This is a genomic window from Thiomicrorhabdus heinhorstiae (assembly GCF_013391765.2).
GTDB lineage: Bacteria > Pseudomonadota > Gammaproteobacteria > Thiomicrospirales > Thiomicrospiraceae > Thiomicrorhabdus > Thiomicrorhabdus heinhorstiae.
Genome location: NZ_JACBGI020000012.1, coordinates 1 through 22,342 on the forward strand (window position 1 = coordinate 1; position 22,342 = coordinate 22,342).

Annotated in this window: 23 protein-coding genes and 3 tRNA genes; 4 read left to right on the forward strand and 22 right to left on the reverse strand. The window is 48.2% G+C overall.

Features of this window, described 5'->3' with window-relative positions:
- From H8792_RS07225 to H8792_RS07245, 5 genes are all read right to left on the reverse strand, one after another.
- Positions 1–127 (reverse strand): GTP-binding protein (locus H8792_RS07225; RefSeq protein WP_228767001.1); only part of this gene is annotated, 127 nt, incomplete at its 3' end.
- A gap of 62 nt (positions 128–189) precedes the next feature.
- Positions 190–265, reverse strand: a tRNA-Thr gene (locus H8792_RS07230).
- 56 nt (positions 266–321) lie between these two features.
- Positions 322–396 (reverse strand) — tRNA-Gly (locus H8792_RS07235).
- Position 397: 1 nt separating this feature from the next.
- A tRNA-Tyr gene (locus H8792_RS07240) sits at positions 398–482 on the reverse strand.
- A gap of 153 nt (positions 483–635) precedes the next feature.
- Positions 636–1,367 carry a TSUP family transporter gene (locus H8792_RS07245; protein WP_185978278.1) on the reverse strand — a complete coding sequence of 244 codons (732 nt, stop codon included), beginning with the start codon at positions 1,365–1,367 and terminating at the stop codon, positions 636–638.
- Positions 1,368–1,493: 126 nt separating this feature from the next.
- Here H8792_RS07245 and H8792_RS07250 point away from each other — a divergent pair, with 126 nt between their 5' ends.
- Both H8792_RS07250 and bioA read left to right on the forward strand, forming a co-directional pair.
- On the forward strand, positions 1,494–2,261 hold the full coding sequence (locus H8792_RS07250) for a pseudouridine synthase (protein WP_185978279.1): 768 nt from the start codon (positions 1,494–1,496) through the stop codon (positions 2,259–2,261).
- Between the two features lie 11 nt (positions 2,262–2,272).
- Positions 2,273–3,571: an adenosylmethionine--8-amino-7-oxononanoate transaminase gene (bioA, locus tag H8792_RS07255; RefSeq protein WP_228766999.1), complete on the forward strand. Its 1,299-nt coding sequence runs from the start codon at positions 2,273–2,275 to the stop codon at positions 3,569–3,571.
- Positions 3,572–3,623: 52 nt separating this feature from the next.
- Here the strand turns inward: bioA and H8792_RS07260 are convergent, their stop codons facing one another.
- Positions 3,624–4,433 (reverse strand): hypothetical protein, encoded by an 810-nt coding sequence (locus H8792_RS07260; protein WP_185978280.1) that lies wholly within the window; start codon positions 4,431–4,433, stop codon positions 3,624–3,626.
- A 236-nt stretch (positions 4,434–4,669) separates the two neighbouring features.
- Here H8792_RS07260 and H8792_RS07265 point away from each other — a divergent pair, with 236 nt between their 5' ends.
- Positions 4,670–5,782 carry a peptidase M42 gene (locus tag H8792_RS07265; protein WP_185978281.1) on the forward strand — a complete coding sequence of 371 codons (1,113 nt, stop codon included), beginning with the start codon at positions 4,670–4,672 and terminating at the stop codon, positions 5,780–5,782.
- Here H8792_RS07265 and H8792_RS07270 read toward each other — a convergent pair.
- The 16 genes from H8792_RS07270 to rpe all read right to left on the reverse strand — a co-directional run bounded on the left by H8792_RS07270 (position 5,760) and on the right by rpe (position 21,720).
- Positions 5,760–6,722, reverse strand: coding sequence for a zinc transporter ZntB (locus tag H8792_RS07270; protein WP_185978282.1), 963 nt, complete (start codon positions 6,720–6,722; stop codon positions 5,760–5,762). The genes H8792_RS07265 and H8792_RS07270 overlap by 23 nt on opposite strands.
- 117 nt (positions 6,723–6,839) lie before the next feature.
- The gene (locus H8792_RS07275; RefSeq protein WP_185978283.1) at positions 6,840–7,259 is read right to left on the reverse strand and encodes an OsmC family protein; all 420 of its coding nucleotides are present in this window, start codon (positions 7,257–7,259) and stop codon (positions 6,840–6,842) included.
- A 34-nt stretch (positions 7,260–7,293) separates the two neighbouring features.
- On the reverse strand, positions 7,294–8,493 hold the full coding sequence (locus H8792_RS07280; protein WP_185978284.1) for a type III PLP-dependent enzyme: 1,200 nt from the start codon (positions 8,491–8,493) through the stop codon (positions 7,294–7,296).
- Positions 8,494–8,629: 136 nt separating this feature from the next.
- A complete protein-coding gene (speE, locus tag H8792_RS07285) occupies positions 8,630–9,481 on the reverse strand; it encodes a polyamine aminopropyltransferase (RefSeq protein ID WP_185978285.1) in 852 nt (283 codons plus the stop codon).
- A gap of 12 nt (positions 9,482–9,493) precedes the next feature.
- Positions 9,494–9,994, reverse strand: coding sequence for an adenosylmethionine decarboxylase (gene speD, locus H8792_RS07290; protein ID WP_185978286.1), 501 nt, complete (start codon positions 9,992–9,994; stop codon positions 9,494–9,496).
- Positions 9,995–10,380: 386 nt separating this feature from the next.
- Positions 10,381–11,796: a dihydrolipoyl dehydrogenase gene (locus tag H8792_RS07295; RefSeq protein WP_185978287.1), complete on the reverse strand. Its 1,416-nt coding sequence runs from the start codon at positions 11,794–11,796 to the stop codon at positions 10,381–10,383.
- Between the two features lie 328 nt (positions 11,797–12,124).
- The gene (trpC, locus tag H8792_RS07300) at positions 12,125–12,925 is read right to left on the reverse strand and encodes an indole-3-glycerol phosphate synthase TrpC (RefSeq protein ID WP_185978288.1); all 801 of its coding nucleotides are present in this window, start codon (positions 12,923–12,925) and stop codon (positions 12,125–12,127) included.
- Between the two features lie 89 nt (positions 12,926–13,014).
- Positions 13,015–13,761, reverse strand: a complete 747-nt coding sequence (locus tag H8792_RS07305) for a polysaccharide lyase (protein ID WP_194947652.1) — start codon at positions 13,759–13,761, stop codon at positions 13,015–13,017.
- A gap of 278 nt (positions 13,762–14,039) precedes the next feature.
- Positions 14,040–15,314 (reverse strand): HipA domain-containing protein, encoded by a 1,275-nt coding sequence (locus tag H8792_RS07310; protein WP_185978329.1) that lies wholly within the window; start codon positions 15,312–15,314, stop codon positions 14,040–14,042.
- A gap of 139 nt (positions 15,315–15,453) precedes the next feature.
- A complete protein-coding gene (locus tag H8792_RS07315; RefSeq protein ID WP_185978290.1) occupies positions 15,454–15,825 on the reverse strand; it encodes a YbaN family protein in 372 nt (123 codons plus the stop codon).
- A 67-nt stretch (positions 15,826–15,892) separates the two neighbouring features.
- Positions 15,893–16,612 carry a VIT1/CCC1 transporter family protein gene (locus tag H8792_RS07320; RefSeq protein ID WP_185978291.1) on the reverse strand — a complete coding sequence of 240 codons (720 nt, stop codon included), beginning with the start codon at positions 16,610–16,612 and terminating at the stop codon, positions 15,893–15,895.
- 85 nt (positions 16,613–16,697) lie between these two features.
- Positions 16,698–17,723 (reverse strand): anthranilate phosphoribosyltransferase, encoded by a 1,026-nt coding sequence (gene trpD, locus H8792_RS07325; protein ID WP_185978292.1) that lies wholly within the window; start codon positions 17,721–17,723, stop codon positions 16,698–16,700.
- 64 nt (positions 17,724–17,787) lie between these two features.
- The gene (locus tag H8792_RS07330; RefSeq protein WP_185978293.1) at positions 17,788–18,396 is read right to left on the reverse strand and encodes an aminodeoxychorismate/anthranilate synthase component II; all 609 of its coding nucleotides are present in this window, start codon (positions 18,394–18,396) and stop codon (positions 17,788–17,790) included.
- Between the two features lie 21 nt (positions 18,397–18,417).
- Positions 18,418–19,920 (reverse strand): anthranilate synthase component I, encoded by a 1,503-nt coding sequence (gene trpE, locus H8792_RS07335; protein ID WP_185978294.1) that lies wholly within the window; start codon positions 19,918–19,920, stop codon positions 18,418–18,420.
- A 272-nt stretch (positions 19,921–20,192) separates the two neighbouring features.
- Positions 20,193–20,873 carry a phosphoglycolate phosphatase gene (locus H8792_RS07340; protein ID WP_228767000.1) on the reverse strand — a complete coding sequence of 227 codons (681 nt, stop codon included), beginning with the start codon at positions 20,871–20,873 and terminating at the stop codon, positions 20,193–20,195.
- Positions 20,874–21,015: 142 nt separating this feature from the next.
- On the reverse strand, positions 21,016–21,720 hold the full coding sequence (rpe, locus tag H8792_RS07345) for a ribulose-phosphate 3-epimerase (protein ID WP_185978295.1): 705 nt from the start codon (positions 21,718–21,720) through the stop codon (positions 21,016–21,018).
- A gap of 165 nt (positions 21,721–21,885) precedes the next feature.
- Here rpe and H8792_RS07350 point away from each other — a divergent pair, with 165 nt between their 5' ends.
- Positions 21,886–22,332 carry a phosphate-starvation-inducible protein PsiE gene (locus H8792_RS07350; RefSeq protein WP_185978296.1) on the forward strand — a complete coding sequence of 149 codons (447 nt, stop codon included), beginning with the start codon at positions 21,886–21,888 and terminating at the stop codon, positions 22,330–22,332.
- Positions 22,333–22,342: the final 10 nt, after the last annotated feature.

A 22,342-nucleotide genomic window follows, 5' to 3' on the forward strand; every position in this document is an offset into this window, starting at 1 on the left:
CTCCACCGAATTTCTTACCTTGCACGATTGTCAAAGCCGCTGTTAGAGTCGTTTTACCATGGTCAACGTGACCGATAGTACCAACGTTTACGTGAGGCTTGGAACGTTCAAACTTTTCTTTTGCCATGATGCAAACTCCGTTATAGCAGCGACCTTACCGAACAAGAGACCGATGCCTACAATGAAAAATGGAGCTTCCAGCCAGGATCGAACTGGCGACCTCATCCTTACCATGGATGCGCTCTACCTACTGAGCTATGGAAGCAATGACTAAAAAGGCCCTCTCCATCGATTCAAATCAACAAAGAGAGCCCTAAAATTTGGAGCGGGTAAGGAGAATCGAACTCCTCTCATCGGCTTGGAAGGCCGAGGTAATAGCCAATATACGATACCCGCATGGTGGAGGGTGGTGGATTCGAACCACCGAAGGCTGAGCCAGCAGATTTACAGTCTGCCCCCTTTGGCCGCTCGGGAAACCCTCCAAATTGTGTGTGCGTATTCTATAGATAATTCGGAAGGTGTCAACACTAAATTTCACATTTTTTAAAAAATTGCAGTTTTATGACCGCATGCGCTAAAAGCAACCCAAATAAGGCTGCAAGCGCCACTCTTCTCGGAGCTAATTTCACTTCACACTAGAAACTCATATACAAGCCGATACTGCTGACAAGAATCAGCATTCCACCGATTACCTGCTTGAATCGGGCGTTGTTCTGCAGGATATATTCATGCGCTTTCAAACCGGCAACATGTCCGATTGCAGCAACCGGAATAAGAGCCAGAGCCGTCACCCATTCGATCTTGACGCCGATCACAACAAAGGCGCTCATCTTAATCGTCACCAGAATAAACCAAAGAACAAATAACGTATTGCGTAAATAGTGTGCCGCGACATGACGGGCAAACACCGCCACCATTAAAGGTGCTCCGGTCAAAGACGTTCCGGCAACATAACCGCCGAGAACCAATAACACCCGATCAACCCAATCATTGCCGCTGTGAATCGCTCTATTCAGAAACCACATCACGGCATAAAATAGCGTGATGCTATAAACAAAGACTACCAGCCACTGACTCGGCAAGCTAACCAGACCAAACACGCCAACCAGCGTCGCCGGAATAATCCAGCGAAAACTCGAGCGCAGATACATCCAGTCCACTTTCTTTAAGGCCGAACTCAGAGTCAAAGCGGAAAAAAACAGCAGATGAATGCCGATCATCGGCAGCCAATACAACAGATCATCGTAAACCATCAGCATAAACGGTAAGCCAAGCGCTGCACCGCCGAACCCCAAACCGCTGCGCACAAAGCCCGTCCAGACAAAGATCAACGCAATCAGCAACCACTCACTATATGAAAATTCCAAATTCGTATCCTTACTTCCCTTCAGCAAGCTGAATTTTCAAACTCTCCCGCCGGATACGCTGAAAAATCGACCGGCCAAAAATTGAGCGTTAAAATAGACGCTGAATTTACCCGCGACGAGAAACAAATGCAAACTCAGTGTCAGCTCGATGCTTTACAACTTATTTATCAAGACGAATCCATCGTCGCGATCCATAAACCGGCCGGTTTACTGGTGCACCGTTCGCCGATCGACAAGCATGAAACCCAATTTGCGGTGCAGATGACCCGCGATCTGATCGGACAAGCCGTTTTTCCGGCACATCGTCTGGACAAAGCCACGTCCGGCCTGCTCCTGTTTGCACTTGACTCCGATAGCGCACGGGACCTAGGAAGACAATTCAGCGACCACACTCTGAGGAAAACCTATCTGGCGCTGTGCCGAGGCTGGACGCAAGAATACGGCATGATCAATAAACCGCTGCTCTACAAGAAAGATAAGTACGGCGACCGTAACAAACAGGAACCGAGCGAACCGCAGGCAGCACTCACCGAATACAACACTTTAGCGCAAGGCTCCTTGAACATACCGCTCGGCAAATTCCCGCAACAGCGCTATTCATTGCTTCAACTGCAACCGCAGACCGGCCGAAAACACCAGATCCGTCGCCATCTCAACGGCATCAGTCACCCAATTATCGGAGATGTCAGTTACGGTGATCGCCACCACAACCACCTGTTCAACGATTGGCGAGGTTACCACCGCCTCTATCTGGCCGCAACCTCGCTGGAATTCACTCACCCGCAAAGCGGGCAACCAATGATTATTAACGCACCTTTGCAGAACGATTTCCATCAAACCCTCTCAGCGCTGAATCTGGCTTCAGCGGTTCCCGAACCATCCCAACCACAATAAACGAATCCGAAATGACTATGCAACTCGATCCTCACTGGCAAGCTTTAATTGATTTTGACCAACAGCACATCTGGCATCCTTACACTGCTTCACCCAACCCGATTCCACCGATCGGCGTCAAATGCACACAAGGTTCGCTGATTACCCTCGCGGATGGAAGCGAGGTCGTTGACGGCATGAGTTCATGGTGGGCGGCGATTCACGGCTACAACCATCCGCAAATCATGCAGGCCATGAAAGACCAGATCGATCAAATGCCGCATATTATGTTCGGCGGCCTGACGCACGAACCGGCCGTAGAACTTGCCAAACGCCTGGTCGAATTGACACCGAAAGGCTTAGAAAAAGTCTTTTTTGCCGACTCCGGTTCGGTCGCAATGGAAGTCGCAATCAAAATTGCCCTGCAATACTGGATCAGTCGCGGACAAAAACGCAAGAACCGTCTGTTGACGGTACGCAACGGTTATCACGGCGATACTTTCGCCACCATGGCAGTGTGCGATCCGGTTAACGGCATGCACCACCTGTTTAACGATGTGCTGCATAAAAACCTGTTTGCGCCTGCACCGGAGTCGGGCTTTGACACAGAATCCGACAACCGGGATATTCAAGCGCTGGAAAACCTGTTGCAAACCCACCACTTCGAAATTGCCGCCGTTACCATTGAACCGATCGTACAGGGAGCCGGAGGCATGCGTTTCTATCGCCCCGACTATCTCAAACAGCTAAAAGCGCTTTGCGAAAAATACGATGTGTTAATGATTGCCGATGAAATCGCCACCGGCTTCGGGCGCACCGGAAAACTCTTCGCATGTGAATGGGCAAAAGTTTCCCCGGACATTATGTGCGTCGGCAAGGCTTTGACCGGCGGCAATCTGACACTCGCGGCAACCCTGTGTACCGAAAACGTCAGTCGCACGATCTGTGAAGGCGAACCCGGCATACTGGCCCACGGCCCGACGTTTATGGCCAACCCGCTCGCCTGTGCGACCGCTATCGCGTCGATAGACCTGTTATTGGCATCCCCCTGGCAGCAGCGAATTGCAGATATTGAACACCATTTAAAGACCGAGCTTTCCCCCCTGGCCGAGCTGGACGGCGTTACAGAGGTGCGGGTTTTAGGTGCGATTGGCGTAGTAGAGTTGGAAAGAAGCGATCTGGGCCCGAAAGTTCAAGCGACGGCATTGGAAAACGGCGTATGGATTCGCCCATTCGGAAAGCTGGCGTACACTATGCCGGCGTTCAACATTCCTTCCGAACAGCTACAGACTTTGACAGACGGCATTAAAGCCGCCATCCACTCTCTGTAAAAAAATAAGGGGCTGAAAAGCCCCCTTATTTGTTAAATCACTTATCTCTAAATTATTGCCCGAACATTTTCATCATTTGCTGTAATTGCTGTTGCTGTTCGGGAGAAAGTTCGTTATCCGGGTCTTGTTGATACGCATCGCGGTTAACAGCACCCTTATCTGGATTCTCACCTTTTAACAAATGCTGAATCACCTCTTTGGCCTGCTGCTGCGCCATTTTATCCGCCTCGTGATTAACAGTGATTTTAACCCCCTTCGGCACTTCAAATTTGGCCGCCGGCGGTTTAGATTTATCCAGTTTAATCACCTCTTCTTTCTGCTTAATCCCCATCACGTTACTGACCATTTTTAACGGGAAGCCGGTACCGCTGATCGAATAAACTTCACTGCCCATCACCTTAGTCAAATCACACTTATAACCGTGCAGGGTTGCGGCGTTTTTCTGTACTTCACCTTGCATGCCGGCAACCATATTCATACCGGTTTTTTCGGCATTTTCTACAACGGTCTTCTGTTCCGATTTAGATAGCGCTTCAAACTCTTGCTTGAAATATTTCAACGGATTGGTCTGCTTGGTACCGTTTTGTTTCAGAAAATCAATATGGTAAACCCAGTCAGGCGTAGTGATCACCAGCTCTTTCTGCTGCTGCTTCATACCAAACATACTCATGGAAAGATCGGAGTACTCTGCCGATTCACGCCCGCTTTCACGGATATAAACGGTTTTGCTTCCTTGCATCGAACCCTCTACTTTGTATTCGACGGTTGCATTTTTAAACGGCAGCGGGCGATCCCACGGGTTATCGATCGCATAGGAGATCTTGGAAAACGTCAGTAAAAGGATAAACAAAAAATATTTCATGACACTCCCCCTTTTCGGTGTCTGCAAAAACAGGTAAAGCCCATGCTAACAAGCTTAAACCGTGGTATTGCGTCCATCCTACTCTACTGGCTGCCGTCCAAGTTGATGTATATCAAATTCGTAACCGAAAATTAATGCGTACAAGCGCTGAATATTTTGCTGGCTTCTTATTTTTTCCTCGATAAAATCCGAATTATGACTGCGTAGTTCGCAGGTTTTCTCTGGAGACCCCACCCATGACTTCATCCGACCCTTTCGCCTTCAACGATTTTATCGACCTGCTAAAATCCCTCATTCGCCAGCCTTCGGTGGTTGGCGCCGAACACGCATTTTTTCGCGTACTGCAAAGAGAATTGGAGGAAAGAGGTGCAAAAGTCACCTGGTATGAAGGCTTGCTGGTCGCTCAAGGAACCGAACCGCACAGCTCGATGTTTTCCAGCCACATCGACCGCCATGGTTTGATCTGTACCGGACCGAACGAGTTTCAGTTCGCGGCGTTTATTGCCGGGCAAATGACCGACCTGCTAGGTAAATCGGTCAGTGACGAGCTGATGCTGACACTGATGAACCGCTTTGACAATACGCCGGTTATTGCCTATGAGCCCTGGTCGGGTGCTTATCGCGGCGCGGGCACCATTAACAACGCCTATATCTGTGAATTCCGCAATAACCTGATTTTCGAAGTTGCCGGTCTGGAGCACCTGGTTGCCGGCACGCCGGTCGGCTTTCTCGACAAACTGAAAATCGACAATCATCTACTATCCGGCCAGCTGGACAATGTTTTGACAGCCGCTTTACTGGTACACCTTTTCAGCCTCGGCTATCAGGGAACGGCATTCTTTACCGCTGAAGAAGAATCGGGAGGAAGCTGGCGCTATCTGCTGGAATGGTTCCGTCGTTTCGGAGGTTCAACCAACGAATTATATGTACTGGACACCAGCCCGTACCGCAACCGCGAAGAAGCCGACAAACAGCAAGTAGTGCTGAGAAACCGGGATGAAAATGCCGATTTCAATTTGGAAACAACGCAAACTCTGGCCCAGTTATGTGAACGCCTGGGCATCACCTACAGCTTTAAGGATCAATATATCGAAGCCTTAAACCGGCAAGCGCTTGCCAACAACAAACCGACTATGGGTATCGGCCGAACCGAACTGGGGCGCATTACCGCCAATTCCAACGGCTTGGTGCACGGCACGACTTTGCAGATTCCGACCACCGGCTATCACACCATGAACGAAACCGCATCCATCGATAGCAGTCGGGCGTTTTTAAAAATCCTGATGCATCTTGGCGGCATTGAAGCCAATCGCGCGGCGGCGACTGCTACAGCCAGCGCCGCCACTTAAAGACCACCGCCTGCAAGACAACCAGAGCAGATAAAATTGCGATAAAGTAACCGAAAGCGTGCGGATTCTCCGATCCGGGAATGCCGCCGACATTGATTCCGAATAACCCGGTTAAAAATCCCAAAGGTAAAAATACCGCGGTAATTACTGACAACACATACATGCGGTTATTGAGCTGTTCGCTGACGCGGTTCTGCAATTCTTCATGCGCTACCGCTGCCCGTTCGCGCAATGCTTCCAGGTCTTCCAGTTCGCGCGTCATCTTATCGGCGGTTTCGCGCATCGCCAAACGGTTCTGCACATCCAGCCAAGCATCGGTTGCATAGCGCTGCAAAGCCTCTTTCTGCGGCGATAGATAACGGCGTAACTGAATCGTCTGGCGGCGTAAACCGGACAATTCCATGCGTAACGACGCCGGCTGCCCTTGTAGCACTTCGTCTTCCATTTGATCCAGATGATCTTCCAACTCATCAACCACATCACTGATTTTCCAGATCATTTTCTCAGCAAGTGCAACGCTCAAGGCATTCAGATCAACCGGCCCTTTACCCCGTTCAAGGTCGGCCACCAGTTCTTTAACCGCCACCAAGTCGCGACGACGGGTCGAGATTAATCGATCTTTTTCCAACCAGATACGGATGGCGACCATATCCTCCGGGTCGGCAGCCGGATTCAGATTGACGCCGCGCCACGCCATTAAAACCCCATGATCATGCGGAGAGAAACGCGGCCGCGACTCTTCGGAAAGTAAAGTCTCGGCAATGACCCAGTTCAACCCGCTCTCTTCCGAAAGCCAATTGCGTACCTGCTTGGATGTATAATCCATATTCATCCACAGCTGCCCCTGTTGCGGCGACCATTCGATAATTTCCTGCCAATTCAGCGGCTTCGCACCTCCTTGACCATCCAATAAAAGTGCATGTACCAGTCCATCTTCCATTCACCGCTCCCTGCCGCAAGCTCCTTAAAACCCATATGCATCATACCGAATAATACGTTTTCTCCAAAAACAAAAAACCCGCCGTTAGGCGGGTTCTTATGCAAAATACCGTGCTAATCAGACTTCGATAATTTCAAAGTCATGCGACATCTGCGCGGTTTTTTCCAACATCTTGGAAACCGAACAGTATTTTTCCGCCGACAGATCGACCGCTCTTTGAACTTTCTTCTCGTTCAAGTCGGTGCCGAAGACCTTAAAATGCACGTGAATCTTGGTATAGACCTTCGGAATATCCTCGGAGCGTTCCGACTCGATTTCGATCTGCACGTCTTTAATATCCTGCTTCAGCTTTTGCAGCATCATTACGACATCAATTCCGGTACAACCACCCAAGCCCATCAGAACCATTTCCATCGGGCGCGGGCCGGTATTTTCGCCGCCGATTTCCGGCGCAGCATCCATACGTACAGTGTGCCCGGTGCTGGCAGTTGCATCAAACGCCATTCCCGAACCTTGCCATTTTACAATCGTTGCCATAGTCGCTCCTTGAATCTTTCCTGTAAGGCTTGAGTTATAAAGCCTCGGTTTCCGGGTCGAAGATATCTTCGACCACTACCACTTTCGGCTTAGGATAATAGTTAAATTCCGTCGCCGACGCAATGGTATAAGCCCCCATCTGCTTACCGATCAGAATATCGCCAACCTCCAATTCAGGCAATTCGATATCTTCGGCAACTACGTCAATCGAGTCACAGGTCGGTCCCGCCAACACGCTCGGAAAAAATTCACCGGTAGGATCAAACGGCTTCAACGGTGCGATCGGGTATCTCGCATGGTCAAACATCTGACCACTGAAACCACCGTAAACACCGTCGTCCAGGTAGTACCACATACGCGCACCACGTTTTGCTTTACCGACAACCGAAACCACTTCGATCATTGAAGGACCGGAGATAAAACGGCCCGGCTCGGCAAAAACCTCGATGCCTTCAGGCAACTCGGCCAGAGCTTCGTTAATCGGCACACAGAAGTCTGCAATCGGCGATACCGATTCCTGATATACGATCGGGAAACCGCCACCGATATCCAGAAACTTCCATTCGACATGGCTCATGACTTTCATTGCTGCAACACTGGAACGCACTGCATTAACGTGGGTCATCGGCGACATCGATTGAGAACCGACGTGGAAAGAAAGACCCACCACGCTGATTCCGTGAGCAGCCGCATCATCAACCAAACGAGGCAGTTCTTCCAAAGTACAACCGAATTTACGCGATAGATCAACCACTGCCTGCGGACTGCGAAAGCTGACGCGAATAATCAACTCTACCTGCCCAGCGTAAGGATAAAACTTTTGCATTTCGGCAAAGTTATCCACCACAAAGCGAGTGCAGCCAAACTCCAGTGCACGCTTGATTTCTTTATCTTTTTTAATCGGATGCGTGTGAATACACTGATCGCCTTTAATGCCTAAAGATTCGACCAGTTCCACTTCACCAATCGTCGCCAAATCGAAGTGGCAGCCTAAACCTTTCAGGCGCTTGATCAATTCCGGATGCGAAAGCGATTTCAAAGCATAAAACAGCTTGGCACTTGGCAAAGCTGCTTGTAGGGACTTGAATTGGTAATCGACTTCTTCCAAGTCCAACACCATAAACGGTGTTTCATGTTTCGCTACCAGATCCTGCAAACTGGAGCGGTCAAACTGTTGTAATTCGTCCGGGTGGGTTTGTTCAGCAAAATGCTGAATAATATCTCGAGTGTCCATTTGACTCTATTTAAACCTCAAAAAAATCTGTTCAAACACCTGTCAGCTCAAAAAACGAATGCCCAATACACAAAGAACACGACAAAATGACGTGTTCTTTCGGGAATTCAAAACTTGAGCTTAAAGCATGCAAACATCAAGCAATCGCATCCTGCACATATTGAGGCAGTGCAAATGCGCCCTTATGCACTTCTGGGTTATAGAAGCGCGTTTTGATTCCAGTCTGCTTGAAGCGTTGCTGAAGCGTTTCCAAAGAAACTTCTTGCAACGCCAAGTTGTCGGTCGCCCATGCAAAGGTCATAATTCCCCCCACATAGGTTGGCACAGCTCCGGAATAAAAACTCGCTTGAGAAAATAGAGGCGATAAACGCTTATAAGTCGTGGTCACTTCATCGGTCTGCATAAAGCTGACACCGTTTTGCGCCACAAATACACCGCCTTCGTTCAGGCAATTTTTAATGCCCTGGTAAAAACGCGAGGTAAATAACACTTCGCCCGGCCCCATCGGATCGGTCGAATCGGAAATAATCACGTCGAATTTCTCAGTGCATTCATTGACGAAATCCACACCGTCGGCAATCACGATATTCGCTTTCGGACTGTCATAAGCACCTGCCGAATGATTCGGCAGATATTGCACACACATATCGATAACCTGCTGATCGATCTCAACCTGAGTAACCGATTCAACCTGTTCATGCTTTAGGACTTCACGCAGAATACCACCGTCACCACCACCGATAATCAACACCTTTTTGGCTTCGCCGTGAGCCAGCATCGGTACATGCACCATCATTTCGTGATAAACAAACTCGTCTTTCTCAGTGGTTTGAATGACACCGTCCAATGCCATTACAGTGCCCCACTGTCCATTCTTAAAGATGACCAGGTGCTGATGACCGGTGTTGACTTCAAACAACACCTTATCCATCACGAAACTTTGTCCCCAGGTAGGGTAAAGCGTTTCCAGATAAGTTTGCTGACTCATTGCGCTTCCTTTTTACTGTTTTGGTGTTTCAACTTCGCCGCGAAGAATGGTGTCAACTTTCACATCGCTTGGAGAGAAAGCCGCTCTTAGAACCTCGATCGCTTTTTCAGGTTCGGAATCACCGCACATGAAAACATCAAAAGCAGCATAGTCGCGCTCCGGCCAGGAATGAACACTGATGTGCGATTCTGCCAGAACTGCAACACCGGAAATTCCGCCGTTTGGAGTAAAGTGGTGCAAATGGATATGCAATAAAGTCGCTTTCGCTTTTTCGACCGCTTCGCGTAACGCCTGTTCCATCACTTCCAGATTATCCAGATTGCTTGCACCCCAAAGATCGATAATCAAGTGGGTACCGGCAAACACTTTTCCATCGCGACAGATAAAGTGATCCAGAGTCTGATCTTCAACCGCTTGGTCGTGAGTCGGCCAAGAGTCGTCAATGATGGTCGTTTTTTCAACAACTTCAAAATGGTCATTACTAGTGACCAGAATATTCTCGGAATGAGGCATTGTGGGAGTACCTTTATTTAAACACCCGTAAAGAGATGAATACGGATGAATGATTAATATTAGTCCGTGCAACAAAGGCTAGTTGCATGAACCCCAGCCACGTCGCCTCGCTTCATTAATTGCGAAAGGCATTTTTTAACGTGAGGTGTTAACCATTTTTCTTTCTGTTGCCTTCAACTCAAACAGACGATTAAGCTTGAGTCAAACACGAAGGTTTCTGTGTGAAAAAGGAAGAACGTATTATTCGGTTTTTTGCAGAATTTGCAAGAAAATTTTTTATGACGGTACAAACAAAAAGCCTGCAGTATTTCTACCGCAAGCTTTTGATTCTTCAAAAGAAGAACAGCAATAATCTCACGAATATTTACATGAGAATTACGCTGCTTTTATTGACGCAGTTCAACCTCAACCCAGTTGGTTCTTTCCGGCTGCAGTTTATGCGCCAATTGTCTCAGAGCATCCTGCAGCGCTTCTTCCAGAACCGGATGGTAGAAAGGTTTCATCAAAAGGTCGAAGACCGTCTGTTTATCTTGAATCGCCCAAGCCAGCATGTGACCGAGGTGTTCCGCATCCGCCATCAGCAGTTCGGCCCCGAACAACTCGTAGGTATCAGGATCGGCATACAGCGACAAACCACCTTTATCCTGCCCCATGACAATCGCGCGCCCATTGCTGCGCTCAAGCATAAACGTCACGCTGACCGCCCCCTGTTTTTCCGCCTGCGCATAGGACATGCCGATCAGACCGACCTGCGGCTCCGAGAATGCAACGCCTAGCATCGTCTTACGCGGATAGGCTTTGACTTCCGGATAGGCAAAGGCATTCAAAACCGCCGCACGCCCTTCGTCGCCCGCTTCATGCAGAATCGGTCTGAACGCATTAACATCACCGGCAATAAAAATCGGCTTATCTTCGATCTGCATGGTTTCAAGATCAAAAGAAGGCATTCCGCGTTCATTAAGCTCGATGCCGGCCGCCGGTAAATTCAACCCGGCCAGGTTCGGACGGCGTCCCAAAGAGCCTAAAACCAGATCAACGGCGATCTCTTCATCACCGACTTTCAGAAGCACTTCGTCTTCATTGTCCGGATTCAAACTCAAATCAGCCGCTTGCCCGAGATAGACCTTCATCTCTTTGCTCATTAGCTTTTCAGCCTCGGCAATCAGTTCCGGCGACGACAATCCCGCCATGGTGTTGAGCATTTCCACTGCCGTAACTTCAACGCCCAGTCGTGCAAAAGCCTGACCGAGCTCAAGACCGATTACCCCAAGACCAATCACAGCCAGACGTTTCGGTAAGGTTTCCAGTTCAAAAATTTCATCGCTGGTCAGCAATTTATCGCCAAGCGCTTTCCAAGGCCCCGGAACCACCGGAGTCGATCCGGTCCCGATAATGATTCGTTCGGCTTCTACAATTTCATCGCCGACTTTTAATTGATTCGGACCGACAAATTCCGCATAACCTTCAATCAGCTGGCCTTCTTTCAAAGTTGCCGTCGTATTGGCATGCACACCGCCACTGAAACGATCGCGCAGCTGGCGGACAAATTTCATCACTTCCGCGCCGTCGACTTCCAGCTTATCGCCACCGTGAATTCCGCAAATATCCAAATGCAAACGTTGTTCATAGTGATTGGCTGCGTGAATCAATGCCTTGGAAGGCATACAACCGACACGGGCACAGGTGGTACCGTAAGGCCCGCCGTGAATCATTACAAAATCGTCAGTCTGACGGCGAATATAACCGAGTGCATTTAAGCCGGCCGTCCCGGCCCCGATAATTGCGAATTTGACTTTACGCATGAAAACCTCCTATTCAAAAGCATTGGCCAATAATCTGATTGCAAGACGAACTCAAAACCCTGCCGGGTAAATAGCCCGAAACAAGGCGGCACATATCATTGCTGGAGAAAATTCCAGTCCGCGCAATCAGCGCTGTGGTCAAAGTAGTTTACTTGGCTAAATCGAGAATGAAGTTGGCTGTTATATGACAATCTATAATGATCGTTCGCAGCTGAACGCATACCAGCGATCAGCCGGATGAGTTCAATCTTAGCAGGAATGTAGGAAAAAAAAACGGTAAGTCACTGCGAGCGACTTACCATTTGATATAAAGATGATTTAAAACAAATTATTGGAACAGTTCGGCCAGCTTCTCGCCCGGATTTTCGGCGCGCATAAAGGCTTCGCCGACTAAGAAAGAGTTTACATGATGCTCACGCATTTTGGCCACATCATCCGGCCCTAAAATTCCGCTTTCGGTAATAACAATTCGATCATCCGGAATCTTATCCAGCATATTCAGTGTCGTTTCCAGTGTTACATCAAATGTATGCAAATCACGGTTATTAATGCCGATCATCGGTAGTGGTAAACGCAAAGCACGTTCCAATTCGTCTTCGTTATGCACTTCGATCAGAACGTCCAAGCCAAGCTGCAAAGCGGTTTCCGTCAACTCAAACATCTGCGCATCGCCGATCGCCGCGGCAATCAGCAGAATACAATCGGCACCGATGACCCTCGCTTCATACACCTGATAATCATCGACAATAAAATCCTTACGGATAATCGGCAGATCAACCGCCGCTCGTACCTGTTGCAGATATTCGTTCGAACCCTGAAAAAAATCGCGATCGGTCAGAACCGACAAACACGCCGCGCCGTTGGCTTCATAGCTCTTGGCAATTTCCACCGGATCAAACGGATCACGTAAAATACCTTTGGACGGTGACGCCTTTTTGATTTCCGCAATCACCGCCGATTGCCCGGCATCCAGCTTCGCCTGCAACGCATTTGCGAACCCTTTGGTCGGAGACGTCGTCATCATTAACGCCTTCTGCTTCATTTCACGCAATGGAATCTTGTCGCAACCTTCCTGAATCTCTTCCAGTTTGCGGAAAATAATCTTCTTCAAAATCGTTGGCGTACTCATCTCTAAACCTTATTTCTTAATGTGCGCGCTAGTTTAGCATTTTTTGGGTTTGAACCACATATGAACAGCTCGATTGAAGAGCATCTTAACTAAGGTTTGAACCTCGGATTCGATTGGCCGATATTATTTTCATGAATGCCTTTGATAACCAGAAAGTTATCAAAATAAGCATACACCGTCATGGGGTCACCTTGCCTGTCGCGCGGAGCCCACTTCGGACTGCTTCCGCCATGGAAGGTACTGAATAGGAACTGTTGGATTTTTGTATCGGAACCGCCGACACCGCGAAAAACAACGTTTTCGGTCACCATAACCACTTTGCCATCGACAAATATTCGAGCAAATCCATTCAGCTCTCCAGGAGAGTTCAGGCTAACCTGCAAAACCACATGATGCCACTGACCCGCCGTAAAAACCGGTTGGGCGGTGGCTTCACCCACACCCCACTTCTTCATTTTGTCCTGATCGTAGAGATAGGTTCTGCACCGACCCTCTGGCATAAACATAATCCGCGCACTCCAACCATCCGGTCGACGAGCTTTACCGCCTGTCACAGGATGCTTCGGCCCCAGACCATGAAGCTTACCGCCAAGTACCCATTGAAAGTCTTTAGCAAACTTCACATCAAACGAAAGCGTTGCCTCATTAACGGCTGAAGAAAGCGGATAGCGTAGAACAACCCGTTCACTACCGCGTTCATAACCGACATAAGCAACCCGGATTGCGTTAGAACCATCCGGTCCCACCCCCTTGACCAACTCTATTTTCGGGTGCAGCAAAGCCTTGGCAGCAAACCCTTTTTCATCCACCTTATCAAAATTTTCCTGCAGCAACACTTGACTCTCAAACGCCGAAGCCGAGCAAGCCTCCCGAATCGGAAAAGAAATAAGCAATAGGAATAGAAATATAAACTGGATGGCAAATTCCCAATATTTTAAGTAAAAACGAAATGCGGCGATCTATATAAAATCTGGCGACAAAATGCATTATTTCGGGTCAAATTTTATACCTATCACGGGTATCTGAATGAGGTGATCGGGCTAAACAAATTAAACCACCAAGCACTACCAAACCAATTTTCGGTAGAACGGAGTTAACTTTGCAAATTCCCTCTTTAATAATCTAAAGACTCTGACATTGAGGCCACAAGACGTTTAAAGTCGTCAGAAATTTCTTGATGTTCTAGCACTTTCATCCAAAACTCTTTTGCAGTTGCAAGCGCTCTCTTCTTTGCTGTTTCAGAAACAGGGACAAATCGCGGCACAGTCATATCAGGATTCATCAGCTCGCCCTGTTTTGGCATGTAAGCCATTGGTAACATATCATAGATAGGCGCAGCCTCATCAATCTCCAATCCTTTTAAAAAGAATGAGAAGTTACCAAGGTGCATATCGGTATTGGCGATAAATTGCCCGAAGGCATAGGCGATTTCAACCTGCTCAAAACTCTTCTGACTAATCCGTTTTTGATGAACCAACGATTGTGCGATTTCAACCCAGTGACTGTTTTTCCCAGCATATTCCGCATCCAATGCTCGCAAAGACACCATCCCTCTACGACCATATTCACCTACTCGATCAAAGCGTTCAATTTCCAAATAAAGACGGTCACCTTTAATTAGATGAGATTTTGCTGCCGGAATGCCCGCCTCACAGAGACCCTCCAGAGCTAGATGCTCGCAAATCATTAAATCCCTGTGACGTTCCGCTACCGGGTTTTGCTCATTCAGCAACGGAGAATATTTGACAATTAAATGCTGAGTTCCGTTATAGGCGGTAAATTTCGGCTGCTCTCCAGCAATAGATGATGCGAACACTTGGGGCGAGGTTTTGATCTGCGTCGTTATCTGAGCATAATTCTCACGACTCACCACATCAAAGCTAAGTGATGAAGCCCTCTCTGCCATGAAATTTCCTAAAACGAAATTCCCTGCAAGGTCGACACCGTAATGCGTTAAATAGTGTAATATTTGCGTATAACTCCAGCTATCACTTCTGGTTGTTAGTGTTTGATCATTCTGAATAATTTGTTCAAGTGTAATCGCTCCCAAGAAACCTGCCGGGAGTGTATCGTAAAGATAGTAAGGCAAGTTTTCATACGTCTGATATCCATCTGCATAAACCAACACGGTTTCCTCATCCGGACGCTCATAAAGCACACCGATGCGAACCAACTTGCCTGTGGCATCGACTTGATATAGCGGTAAGCTATCCTGCTTAGCCAGCAAAGTAAAGATCGTTGAACGCCCACCACCCAACTTGAGAACCGGTAAAGTTTTTAGAACACGACTTACCGTCGGCTGGCTGATGCCGGTACGCTTAGCAATATCACGCGAACTCAGCATCTCGTAACGTAAAGCATGAAGAATCGTTTCTTTATTGTCAGCCATTTGCTATCAATACCTTAAACTGAATCAATTTATGAATAGTTTAATGAATCAAATAAATAAATCAATAATCCTTTTAAAACAGCATCTTAAAAAAATTAACTTTAGAAAATGAATCAAATTAAGGAAAAAGCTGAATCAATTAAGACTTAACTTTCTGCTCAGGAATTCGCCACATAAAGAAAAGTAAAACTGCGGCAATACCAACGAGCATCAGTTGCAGCCAGTGGCGGTCATAGAGAATCGCAATGGAAATGGTGAAGGTGATGAGAATGACCCAGGTAGCACGTTTTTTGGTCGCACGAAGCATGGTGCGCTCGCTTTCCCAACGTCGAAGATCGGCACCGATATAACGATTATTAAGCAAGGCCTGATGGAAGCGCGGCGAACTTTTTGCAAAGCAACCGGCAGCGAGAATCATAAACGGCGTAGTCGGCAGCAGTGGCAGAAAAATTCCGATAAATCCCAGGCTGAAGGCCATGCTTCCAGCGGCAAAACAGAGTTGCTTTTTCATTGATAGAATCCATATTGCCTGAAACTTTACCTTATCCTCAAGAAAAGGGATAAGCAAGCACGACAATCTAACCGGCTACACCAAAGACCAGACCGACACCGGTGGTCACAGCCATGGCAACCGCTCCCCAGATCAAGACTCTCATGCCACCTTTCAGCATGTCCGCACCGCCGGTTCTGGCTGCAATCGCACCCAACACCGTCAATAGCAGTAACGAGCTGGCAGCAACAATGTAGCCCAGATTCTGCATCGGCAATAGCGCTACCAGAATCACCGGGATTCCGGCTCCGGAAATAAACGATGCTGCGGAAGCGAAAGCAGCTTGCAATGGTCGTGCAGAGTGGATTTCCGACAGCCCCAATTCATCTCTGGCGTGTGCGTCCAGTGCATCATGTTCCATCAGTTCTTTGGCAACCTGATGAGCCGTCTCGGGACTGACGCCCCTTTCCTGATAAATCACCGCCAATTCAGCCAGCTCGGTATCCCAGTCTTCTTCCAGCGCCTTACGTTCGATTTCCAGATCGGCCTTTTCGGTATCGGACTGCGAACTGACCGACACATACTCCCCGGCGGCCATCGACAAGGCACCGGCGACCAAAGCGGCAATACCGACAAGCAGAATATCCTCTTTACTCGAACCGGCGGCGATAACACCGACCAAAATACTGACGACGGAAATAATGCCGTCATTCGCGCCCAAGACTGCAGCACGCAGCCAGCCCATACGGTGACTGTAGTGTTTATTCGCCAGATGCTCTTCCAGCATCTCTTCGGTAAAGTGGCCCATAATGCCTCCGAAAGGGTCTTGTTAAATCATCCGGACAGAGCAATCGAACGCCATTCAATCGCCGCTATCAAATTCCGCTTGCATGCTAGCTCTTAAACGCTTTGGTTTTCGCGATAAATTCTTTGAATTTGGCTTTCGCCAATCCTTCAGCAATGACTTTTCTTGCGATCTGCACACCTTCGGCATAGCTTTCAGCCAGACCGGCAACATAGATCGAAGCACCGGCATTCAGGCAAATTATATCCTTAGCCGCTCCATCGCTATTCGCAAAAGCCGCGCAGATAATATTCAAGCTCTCTTGAGCAGATTCAACCGCCAGACCGGCCAAATCGGCATGATCCATATCGTAATCGCAAGGATTGATTTCCCACTGAGTAATCTGCCCGTCTTTCAATTCGGTTACATAGGTTTTTTCCGCAACGGAAATCTCATCCAATCCATCAGCGGCGGCTACAACCATTACATGTTTTGAACCAAGACGCTGCAATACTTCGGCAAAGACCGGACCTAAATCTTTATTGAAAACACCGATCACCTGATAAGGCGCGCCCGCCGGGTTGGTCAGAGGGCCGAGCATATTGAAAATCGTACGCACCCCCATCTCTTTGCGCGCGCCGATAACATATTTCATCGCGCTGTGATGCGCAGGGGCAAACATGAAACCAATGCCGAGATCATTCACACACTCGGCAACCTGATCGGTATTGAGAGCCAGATTCACCCCGGCGGCTTCCAACACATCGGCACTACCGGATTTACTGGAAAAAGATCGGTTGCCGTGTTTCGCAACCGTCGCTCCCGCTGCTGCCGCAACAAAGGCACTCGCCGTCGAGATATTAAAAGTATTGGCACCATCCCCGCCGGTTCCACAGGTGTCGACCAAATGGGCTTTATCCTGTATCGCTACTGCCGAAGCCAACTCGCGCATCACCTTAACCGCCGCGGTCATTTCAGTAACACTTTCACTCTTCATTCGCAAAGCGGCCAGAATGGCTCCGATCTGCGCATCGGTCGCTTCGCCGGTCATAAATTGGCGCATGACCGATTCCATTTCTTCGGCAGACAGATCGTGACCGTTTAGAATTTGCTCCAAAGCGACTTTTAATTCCATAGCGATTTCCATTTCAGTTAGCGGGTTGGTCAAAAGGCTCGATAAGGTGGTTAAAGGCCGATTTTTAACAGTGCGGCACGCTGTCTTTCAGACATTTAATGTCTAAAAAATTGCGCAGCATCTGGTGGCCCTGCTCGGTCAAAATCGATTCCGGATGAAACTGCACACCCTCAATCGCCATCTCTTTATGACGGACGCCCATAATTTCGTCGAAACTACCGTCTTCGTTCTGGGTCCAGGCAGTAATTTCCAGACACTCCGGTAAAGTCTCTTTCTCGATTACCAGCGAGTGGTAACGCGTCGTTTCCACCGGATTAGGCAGGCCGGTAAACATGCCTTGATCCTTATGATAAACCGGAGAGGTTTTACCATGCATGACTTGTTTGGCACGGATAATCTTACCGCCAAATGCCTGACCGATCGATTGATGCCCGAGACAGACCCCCATAATCGGAATTTTGCCGGCAAAGCATTTTATGGCTTCCACCGAAATTCCGGCTTCGGTTGGAGTACACGGGCCCGGAGAGATCACCAGAAATTCCGGATTCAGAGTTTCAATCGTTTCCAGGTCGATCTGGTCGTTACGATACACCTCTACCTGCTGCCCCAATTCACCGAAGTACTGCACAAGGTTATAGGTAAAAGAGTCATAGTTATCGATCATTAATAGCATGGAGAATTCCTACAACGTAAATTATTTATGCTTGCTCGGATTGGCGGTTTGCAATCCTTCAGTGACAAATTGCGCGGCGCGGAAAACGGCGCGACCCTTATTCATGGTTTCGTCCCACTCAAGCTGCGGTACCGAATCGGCAACCACGCCCGCCCCTGCCTGAACGAACAGCTTATTATCTTTGATCACTGCGGTACGGATCGCAATGGCGGTATCCATATTACCCTGCCAGCCCAGATAACCAACCGCCCCACCGTAGATACCGCGTTTGACCGGTTCAAATTCGTCGATGATTTCCATCGCACGAATTTTCGGCGCACCGGACAAAGTTCCTGCCGGAAAGGTCGCACGCAAGACATCGATTGCCGTCATACCCGGACGAATTTTGCCATTTACATTGGAAACGATGTGCATAACATGCGAGTAACGCTCAATGACCATCTTCTCGGTCAGATCAACCGAACCAATCTGCGCAATCCGCCCGACATCGTTTCGACCCAGGTCGATCAGCATTAAGTGTTCGGCAATCTCTTTCGGGTCATTCAGCAGGTCTTGCTCAAGCGCCAAATCTTTTTCTTCGGTTGCACCGCGGCGACGGGTTCCGGCAATCGGACGAACCGTCACCATACTGTCTTCCAGACGAACCAGAATCTCGGGCGAAGAACCGACCACATAGGTTCCGTCCAAATCCAGATAGAACATATACGGCGACGGGTTCAAATGACGCAAGGCTCGATACAAATCCATCGGCTGTTCATTAAACTCAACCGACATCTGCTGCGAGATGACCACCTGCATTACGTCCCCGGCAAGGATGTATTCCTGAATTTTTTCAACCGCTGTCTTGAATTCTTCTTCACCAAAGCTGGATTTGAAATCACTCTCATCAATCTTCGATTCGCTCGGCAGGTCGCTCGGCACAGCCAAAGATGAGGACAAGCCGGCACACAATTCGTCAACACGTTTTAATGCGGTTTCATAGGCATTGGCCTGTGTCAAATCGGCATGCACAATAACGTGCACCTGACCGCTCAGGTTATCGAACACCACCAGTTCTTCGGAGACCATCAACAGTATATCCGGCGCACCGATATCGTCTTGCTCCGGCATACTCTTTTGCAATCTCGGCTCAATATAACGTACCGTGTCGTAACCGAAGTAACCGACCAGACCGCCGCTGAAAGCCGGCATATCCGGCTTGTGCAAAACCTTGAACTGTTTCTGATAAGCTTCGATCCACGCTAAAGGATCTTCGCTGACTTGCTGCTGAAGCAACTCCTCGCCAAAATACTCACGGATCTGTTTGCCATGAACCTCAATGCGTCTTTGACACGGCAGACCGATAATCGAGTAGCGACCCCATTTTTCACCGCCCTGAACCGACTCGAATAGATAAGAGTAAGCCCCATTAGCGAGTTTGTGGTAAACACTTAGGGGCGTATCGAAGTCCGACAAGACTGTGCGCATTAAAGGCGCACGGCTGTAGCCTTGTTGAGCAAGGGTAGCAAAAACGGCTGCGTCCATGAAAAATCTGCCTTGGTTTTAAAGAGAATATATAAATATATATTGAATATATATGAGTTTAAGAAATTCTTAACGGTTTTTCGCTTGCTGACGAAGCCAGCGTCGGAATTGCCAGTAGCGGTAGATTCCGCTGATAGAGCAAGTCACAGGGCGAAACAACTGAAGGAAGAACGCTCTCGCAAAGGATAGAAAATCGTTTTTCATTAAGCTGTCTCTTAACATTTGACTGGTTATCAAAATTAACGGGGACTCGAAAAGCCCCCGATATTGAATTACTTCGCTTCCAGGTAATCTTTTAACTCGACGAACGAATCCATAATCACATCCGGCTCATAAACACGGATATCTTCTCCGTGGTTGTAACCGTAGGTCATGCAGAAGATATGGAAACCGGCCGCACGCGCCGCTTTAACATCCGATTTCGAATCACCGATCATCAGCGCATTTTCCGGCTCGACACCCAATTGCTCTGCCGCGTATAGAAGCGGCATAGGATGTGGCTTCTTCTCGGCACAGGTATCACCGGAAACCACCACTTCAAAGTAATCGAAAAGTCCTTTGTCTTTTAGCAGAGGAATCGTAAACGCTTCCGCTTTATTGGTCACACAAGCAACACGGTAACCTTGCTCTTTCATCCATTCGATTCCTTCGACCACGCCATCGTACACACGACTGCGCTGTGAAGTGTTGTGCTTATACAATTCCAGGAAAATCGGATAGGCCTTATCCATCAGCCCCTGATCAGGCATCCCCTCAACCGAGTTGATCAAAGCGCGTTCGGTCAAACGTTGAACGCCGTTCCCCACCCAGTTACGTACCGCATCTTCGCCACGCACAGGCATGCCCAGTTGTTTCATCATTTCATCAACGCAGTAAGCCAGATCTGGCACACTGTCGATCAGGGTTCCGTCCAAGTCGATTAATACGAAGCCCGGTTTTAATTTTTCCATCATTCTAAATCTTCTCTTATTCTGTCTTTTTAGCGGCTGCTTAAAGCAAAGCGCTCTTCTAAAACAACAAAACGCCGGCGCCCCACAATGCTCTTATGGAGATCAACGCCAGCGTTGTCAGTTTCAGGTCTTGTTTGTAACGGGATTACGCTTTCGCAATTTCGTCACGCATCTGCTGGATTACTGTATCGTAGCGATTTGCATCGCCCGCATTCGCCTTACCGAAGATACCAGAACCAGAAACGAAAGTATCGCAGCCAGCGGCTGCCACTTCACGGATATTTTCAACCTTAACACCACCATCGATCTCCAAACGGATATCTCGACCGGATGCATCGATCAGTTGGCGGCAAGCTTTTAGTTTTTCCAAAGCTTGAGGGATAAATGACTGACCACCGAAACCAGGGTTAACCGACATGATCAAAATCATATCGATCTTATCCATTACGTGCTCAAGGTAACTCAAAGAAGTATGCGGGTTGAATACCAGACCGGCTTTGGCACCCATATCCTTGATCATCGCCAAAGAACGGTCGATGTGCTCGGAAGCTTCCGGGTGGAAAGTAACGTAGTCGGCACCGGCGTTGATAAAATCAGGAATGATGCGATCCACCGGTTTAACCATAAGGTGAACGTCGATCGGCGCTTTAACACCTTCATTATCCATGAACTTTTTCAAAGATTCACAAACCAATGGACCGATCGTCAAGTTAGGAACATAGTGGTTATCCATTACATCGAAGTGAACCACATCCGCACCTGCTGCGATTACGTCCTTAACATCCTTACCCAATTGTGCAAAATCGGCCGACAGAATCGAAGGCGCAATCCAGTTTTCTTGTTTTGCCATCTCTATAACACCTTAATAAATAAATATTAAAAAAATAATGCGTGCATTTTAACAGCATACTTATAAAATGGGCAAAAAAATGGCGCCCCGGGCATAATGTGTTTCTGTCACTATTTATTCATAAATAATCGCTATAATGCTCGCTTTAGCGACAGGGAGTTTTGAATGACAAACGAACCGGATCTATTACAGACACGTCGTAATCGGCCCACAACCAAAGCAGAAAAAGGCTTTAAGAAGCTGATTCATGTTTTCGAATTTATCGGTTTGGTCATTATCGCCATCGCAACCATCTATGCCGGCGGTCACGAAGCCTACCGAATGGCGCATAATCACACTGTGACCTTGGGCGATCTGCTGTTACTTTTCCTATATCTAGAAGTCCTTGCCATGGTCGCGATCTATCTGGATTCAGGAAAACTGCCGATCCGCTTACCGCTGTACATTGCGATAGTCGCCCTGGCCCGTTATCTGATTCTCGATATGAAATCGCTCAGTGAATGGCAGATGCTGGCTGTAGCCGGAACCATTACCCTCATTACCATATCAACGCTGATTTTGCGCTTTGGGAGTTTGAAGTACCCCTACGCCAATAAGCAGAAAGATGATTAAACACTTTTAA